This is a genomic window from Allobosea sp. (genome assembly GCF_048595345.1).
GTDB lineage: Bacteria > Pseudomonadota > Alphaproteobacteria > Rhizobiales > Beijerinckiaceae > Allobosea.
This window is the reverse complement of sequence record NZ_JBMDWH010000118.1, coordinates 1-5,662: the sequence shown is the minus strand read 5'-3', so window position 1 is coordinate 5,662 and position 5,662 is coordinate 1. Positions and strand designations below refer to the sequence as shown.

Below are 5,662 nucleotides of genomic sequence, written 5' to 3'. Positions count from 1 at the left end.
GCCAAGCGCCTGACGGACAAGGGCCGTCGCCGCGTGCTGATGGCCTCGCTCGACACGCGACGCCCCGCGGCGATGGAGCAGCTCGCCGTGCTCGGCAAGCAGGTCGGGGTCGAGGTGCTGCCGATCGTGGCCGGCCAGTCCGCCGTGCAGATCGCGCGGCGCGCCATGGAGGCCGGCCGCCTCGGCGGCTACGACGTGGTGATGCTCGACACCGCCGGCCGCGTCACGCTCGACGAGGCGCTGATGGCGGAGGTCGCCGAGGTCAAGGCGGCGACCGATCCCCACGAGGTCCTGCTCGTCGCCGACGCGCTGACCGGCCAGGACGCGGTCAACACCGCGCGTGCCTTCGACGGCCGCCTCGGCCTGACCGGCATCGTGCTGACCCGCATGGACGGCGATTCCCGCGGCGGCGCGGCGCTGTCGATGCGCGCGGTCACCGGCAAGCCGATCAAGCTCGTCGGCACGGGGGAGAAGGTCGATGAACTCGACGATTTCCATCCCTCCCGCATCGCCAACCGCATCCTCGGCATGGGCGACATCGTCAGCCTCGTCGAGAAGGCGGCGCAGACGGTCGATGCCGACAAGGCGCAGGCGCTGGCCCAGCGTCTGGCCAAGGGCAATTTCGACCTCGACGATCTGCGCATGCAGCTCCAGCAGATGGAGAAGATGGGCGGCTTCGGCGGGGTGATGGGCCTCTTACCCGGCATGGCGCAGATGAAGAACCAGCTCGCCGCCGCCAAGGTCGACGACAAGATGATCGCCCGTCAGGTCGCGATCATCAATTCGATGACGCCGGCCGAGCGCAAAAATCCCGATCTGCTGAAGAACAGCCGCAAGAAGCGCATCGCCGCCGGCTCCGGCACCTCGCCGGAGGCGATCAACAAGCTGCTCAAGATGCATCGCGGCATGGCCGACATGATGAAGGCCATGAAGAAGCAGAAGGGCGGCATGCTGGGCAAGCTCGGCGGCATGTTCGGGCTTGGTGGCGGTCTGCCGGCCGGCATGCCCGACCCCTCCAAGATGGATCCGGCGCAGCTCGCCGAGCTTCAGAAGCAGCTCGGTGCGGGCGGGGGCCTGCCCTCGCTGCCTCCGGGCGGCTTTCCCGGGTTGCCGAAAGGCGTCACCCCGCCGGCCGGCATGATGCCGAAGCTGCCGGGCCTCGGCGGCATGCCGGGGCTGGGCGGGAGCCCGTTCGGGAAGAAGAAATGAGTTTGTTCGACCGCCTCGTCGCCGGTGACGTCATGGCCGGCCCTGTGCCGACCATCAGCGTCTCTTCCAGGCGAGGGTGGTGTTCAAGACGTGGATGCTCGCCACACGGGCGAGCATGACGGTGGAGTGTCCGGCGTCAGCCGGTTTCAAGAAGCAAGCAAGACCAGAAGGAAGAAGACCATGTCCCTCAAGATCCGCCTGACCCGTGGCGGCGCCAAGAAGCGCCCCTATTACCGCATCGTCGTCGCCGACGCCCGCTCGCCGCGCGATGGCCGCTTCATCGAGAAGATCGGCTCCTATGACCCGATGAAGGCCAAGGATTCGGCCGAGCGCGTCGTGCTCGACCTCGAGAAGGCCAAGGAGTGGCTTGCCAAGGGCGCCCAGCCGACCGACCGCGTGCTGCGCTTCCTCGATGCTGCCGGCCTCGCCAAGCGTCCGGCCCGCAGCAACCCGCAGAAGGCCGTCGCCGGCGACAAGGCCAAGGAGCGCGCCGAGAAGAAGGCCGCCAAGGCCGCTCAGCCGGCCGAGGAAGCCGCCGAGGCGTGAGCCTTTAGACATCGTGCTCGCGACGTCGGCTCATGGTCGGCCCCACGCCGACCATCCACGTCTTCGGAAGGCGAGCACGGTGTCCAGGACATGGATGCTCGGGACAGGCCCGAGCATGACGGAGAGCCTGCCGCGTGACTGACAGCTCCCTCATCCTGCTCGGGATCATCGGCGCGCCGCATGGCGTGCGCGGCGAGGTCCGCATCAAGGCGTTCACCGGCGATCCGCTGGCGATCGCCGATTATGGCGCGCTCAGCGACGGCAAGGGGCGCGCCTATGAGATCACCGATGTGCGCCCGGCCAAGGAGGTCGTGGTCGCGCGTCTGAAGGGCGTCGTGACCCGCGAGGCGGCCGAGGCTCTGAACGGCACCGAATTGTTCGTGCCCCGCGACAGGCTGACGCCGTCCGAGGACGAGGACGAGTTCCTCCACGCGGACCTGATCGGCTGTGCCGTCGTCGATCCCGCCGGGACCGTCCTGGGAACCGTGACCGCCGTCGAGAATTACGGAGCCGGCGACCTGCTCGACATCGAGACGCCCGATGGCCGTTCGGTGCTGATGCCCTTCACCAGGGCCTGTGCGCCGCGCATCGACATCGCCGCGCGGCGGATCGAGTCGGATCCGCCCGCCGGATTGTTCGACCGCGAGGAGAAGCCCGATGACGCCGAAGGATGAGCCGGCCCGGGCCCTGATCTTCGACATGGACGGCACCGTCGTCGACAATATGCGCTATCACGAAGCCGCCTGGGGCCGACTCCTGACCGAGCATGGCCTGCCCTTCGACGCCGACGCCTTTTTCCGCAAGACGGCCGGCATGGCCTCCGCCGAGATCATCGCCCCGCTGTTCCCGGATGCGGACAAGGCCAGGATCGACGCCCTCGGGCACGACAAGGAAATCTACTACCGCGAGGCCTATGGTCCGCATGTCGCGCCGGTCCATGGGCTGCTCGAGCTGATGGCGCGAGCGGACAAAGCCGGCGTGCCGATGGCGCTGGCGACCGCCGCACCGCCCGGCAATCTCGACATGGTGATGGACAAGCTCGGCCTGCGCGAGCGCTTCGCGACCATCGTCGCGCCCTCGCAGGGTTTTCGCGGCAAGCCGAACCCGGACCTGTTCCTGGAGGCGGCGCGGCGCATGAATGTCGAGCCAGCCGGCTGCATCGTCTTCGAGGACGCGCCCAACGGCATCGAGTCGGCGCGGCGCGCCGGGATGCGGGCGGTGGCGCTCTTGACCATGCTGACCGCCGCCGATTTCGCCGGTTTCGACAACCTCATCGGCGAAGGACATGATTTCGCGGCGGTGGACGGGCTCCCGGCGCTGCGGTTCGGCTGAGCCGCCATGGTTTTCCGCGCCTCCGTCCTCACCCTCTACCCCGAGATGTTTCCCGGTCCGCTCGGCGTCTCGCTGGCGGGGGAGGGGCTGCGGAAGGGTCTGTGGTCGCTCGACACCCACCAGATCCGCGAGCACGGCATCGGCCGGCACCGCAATGTCGACGACAATCCGGCCGGCGGCGGTGCTGGCATGGTGCTGCGCTGCGACGTGCTGGCGGCTGCGATCGACGCGGCCGTACCGGTGGACGATCCGCGCCCGCGGCTGCTGATGTCGCCGCGCGGGCGGCCCTTGCAGCAGAGCATGGTGCGCGACTGGGCGGCGGGGCCCGGCCTCGTCATCGTCTGCGGGCGCTTCGAGGGTGTCGACGAGCGGGTGATCGAGGGGCGGGGGCTGATCGAGGTCTCGATCGGCGATTACATCCTGTCGGGCGGCGAGATGGCGGCGTTGACGCTGCTCGACGCCTGCGTGCGGCTGATCCCCGGCGTGATGGGCAAGGTCGCTTCGGGCGAGGACGAGAGCTTCGAGAACGGGCTGCTCGAATATCCGCATTACACCCGCCCCCGCGAATGGGAGGGGCGCGGCCTGCCCGAGGCGCTGCTCTCCGGCGATCATGCCCGCATCGCGAAGTGGCGGCGGGAAGAGGCGGAGCGGATCACGCGCGAGCGACGGCCGGATCTGCTGAAGTCCAAATGCGAGCCCTCATCCTGAGGAGCGCGTCGTCGAAGCGCGTCTCGAAGGATGCTTCAGGAGGCTCCAGTACCAGTGGGACCATCCTTCGAGACGCCGCTTCGCGGCTCCTCAGGATGAGGGCTGAGCGGCCTCATCGGTAAGCCTTGACCGTCAGCCCTTCCGCCAGCCAACCGCCCGGCCCCAGCATGCCGCCGCGCACCGCCACCAGATCGCGCCAGCCCCGGCCGCCGAGCTTCTGCACCGTCGCAGCCGCTTGTGCGCCGGTTCGGTCGATCAGGGCGATGCGCTTGCCCGGATGATCGAGGCGTAAGGCCGCGAGACGGACATCGAAGGCCGGGGCGTCGAGATCGAGCGCGATCGCGCCCTGCGGCAGGCCGGTATCGGCCCATTCGGGGGGCGAGCGGATATCGACCAGCAGGAGCCGGCCCGCCTGCGCCGCCTCGTAGGCTTCCCGCGCCGGCAGCCCCGCAGGGGACTGCCCGAAAACGACAGCGGCCGGGAGCATGAAGCCCCCGGCCAGCACGATCCGGCGCGTCGCGGCGCCCGTCACGATCCGTCTCAGCGCAGCTCGGCGCAGAAGCGCTGGATGCGACGGCAGGCCTCTTCCAGCTTCTCGTCCGAGGTGGCGTAGGAGATGCGGAAATTGGGGCCGAGGCCGAAGGACGAGCCGTGGACGGCGGCGACCGCCTCAGCTTCCAGCAGGCCGATGACCAGGTCCTCGTCCGTCTCGATCGTTTTGCCGTTGGGGAGCTTCTTGCCGATCAGCTCCGAGCAGTCGGGATAGACGTAGAAGGCGCCTTCCGGCATCGGGCATTTCAGGCCGCGTGTCTGGTTCAGCATCGAGACCACGAGGTCGCGGCGGCGCTGGAACGCCTTCTTGAACACCGGGATGTGCTCCTGCGTGCCGTCCAGCGCCTCGACTGCGGCCCATTGCGAGATCGCCGAGGTTCCGGAGGTCTGCTGCCCCTGGACGAGGTCCATCGCCTTGATCAGGTGCTCGGGGCCGGCGGCGTAGCCGATGCGCCAGCCGGTCATCGCATAGGACTTCGAGACGCCGTTCATGGTGAGCGTGCGCTCATAGAGGCCGGGCTCGACCTGCGCCGGGGTGACGAAGGTGAAGTCGCCATAGACGAGATGCTCGTACATGTCGTCGGTCAGCACCCAGACATGCGGGTGGCGCATCAGCACGTCGGTCAGCGCCTTCAGCTCGGCATGGCTGTAGGCGGCGCCGGAGGGGTTGGAGGGCGAGTTCAGGATCACCCACTTGGTCTTCGGCGTGATCGCCTTTTCGAGATCTTCCGGCTGCAGCTTGAAATTGTTCTTCAGATAGGTCTCGGCGAAGGTCGCCGTACCGCCGCAGAGCGCCACCATTTCCGGATAGGAGACCCAATAGGGCGAGACGCAGATCACCTCGTCGCCCGGATTCAGCGTGGCGAGCAGGGCGTTGTAGATGACGTGCTTGCCGCCGGTGGAGACGATGACCTGGCTCGCCTTGTAGTCCAGCTCGTTCTCGCGCTTGAACTTCCTCGCGACGGCCTCGCGCAGCTGAGGAATGCCGGGGACGGGCGTGTACTTGGTCTCGCCGCGGCGGATGGCGGCAATGGCGGCCTCCTTGATGTTGTCCGGCGTATCGAAATCGGGCTCGCCGACGGAGAGCGAGATCACGTCCTTGCCCTGGGCTTTCAGGTCGCGGGCCTTCTGCGTGATCGTGATGGTCGCAGACGGCTTCACGCGCTTCAGGGCATCGGCAAGGAAGGCCATGGGACTGATCTCCGGCAGGAGCGGCAAGGATTGCGCGCCGTCAGCGGCGCGCGGGTGGTTTATGACTCGGGGGCGATGATCGCAAGCGCAACTGCCTGATGTTTTTCACAACCGGCATGAATTC

7 protein-coding genes are annotated in these 5,662 nt (G+C 68.1%); 5 read left to right on the top strand and 2 right to left on the bottom strand.

The window, feature by feature from the left end; translation table 11 throughout:
* The 5 genes from ACOJTB_RS11795 to trmD form a co-directional block, all read left to right on the top strand.
* The coding region (locus ACOJTB_RS11795) for a signal recognition particle protein (RefSeq protein ID WP_420102713.1) at positions 1-1,209 on the top strand (1,209 nt) is incomplete at its 5' end.
* A gap of 180 nt (positions 1,210-1,389) precedes the next feature.
* A complete protein-coding gene (rpsP, locus tag ACOJTB_RS11790) occupies positions 1,390-1,755 on the top strand; it encodes a 30S ribosomal protein S16 (RefSeq protein WP_420102712.1) in 366 nt (121 codons plus the stop codon).
* Positions 1,756-1,889: 134 nt separating this feature from the next.
* Positions 1,890-2,429, top strand: a complete 540-nt coding sequence (gene rimM, locus ACOJTB_RS11785) for a ribosome maturation factor RimM (RefSeq protein ID WP_420102711.1) — start codon at positions 1,890-1,892, stop codon at positions 2,427-2,429.
* A complete protein-coding gene (locus tag ACOJTB_RS11780; RefSeq protein ID WP_420102710.1) occupies positions 2,413-3,087 on the top strand; it encodes an HAD family hydrolase in 675 nt (224 codons plus the stop codon). The genes rimM and ACOJTB_RS11780 overlap by 17 nt, the downstream gene beginning before the upstream one ends.
* Before the next feature lie 6 nt (positions 3,088-3,093).
* Positions 3,094-3,795 carry a tRNA (guanosine(37)-N1)-methyltransferase TrmD gene (gene trmD, locus ACOJTB_RS11775; protein ID WP_420102709.1) on the top strand — a complete coding sequence of 234 codons (702 nt, stop codon included), beginning with the start codon at positions 3,094-3,096 and terminating at the stop codon, positions 3,793-3,795.
* A gap of 112 nt (positions 3,796-3,907) precedes the next feature.
* Here the strand turns inward: trmD and ACOJTB_RS11770 are convergent, their stop codons facing one another.
* Both ACOJTB_RS11770 and ACOJTB_RS11765 read right to left on the bottom strand, forming a co-directional pair.
* Positions 3,908-4,327, bottom strand: coding sequence for a rhodanese-like domain-containing protein (locus ACOJTB_RS11770; RefSeq protein WP_420102708.1), 420 nt, complete (start codon positions 4,325-4,327; stop codon positions 3,908-3,910).
* An 8-nt stretch (positions 4,328-4,335) separates the two neighbouring features.
* Positions 4,336-5,538, bottom strand: a complete 1,203-nt coding sequence (locus ACOJTB_RS11765; protein ID WP_420102707.1) for a pyridoxal phosphate-dependent aminotransferase — start codon at positions 5,536-5,538, stop codon at positions 4,336-4,338.
* Between the last annotated feature and the right edge of the window lie 124 nt (positions 5,539-5,662).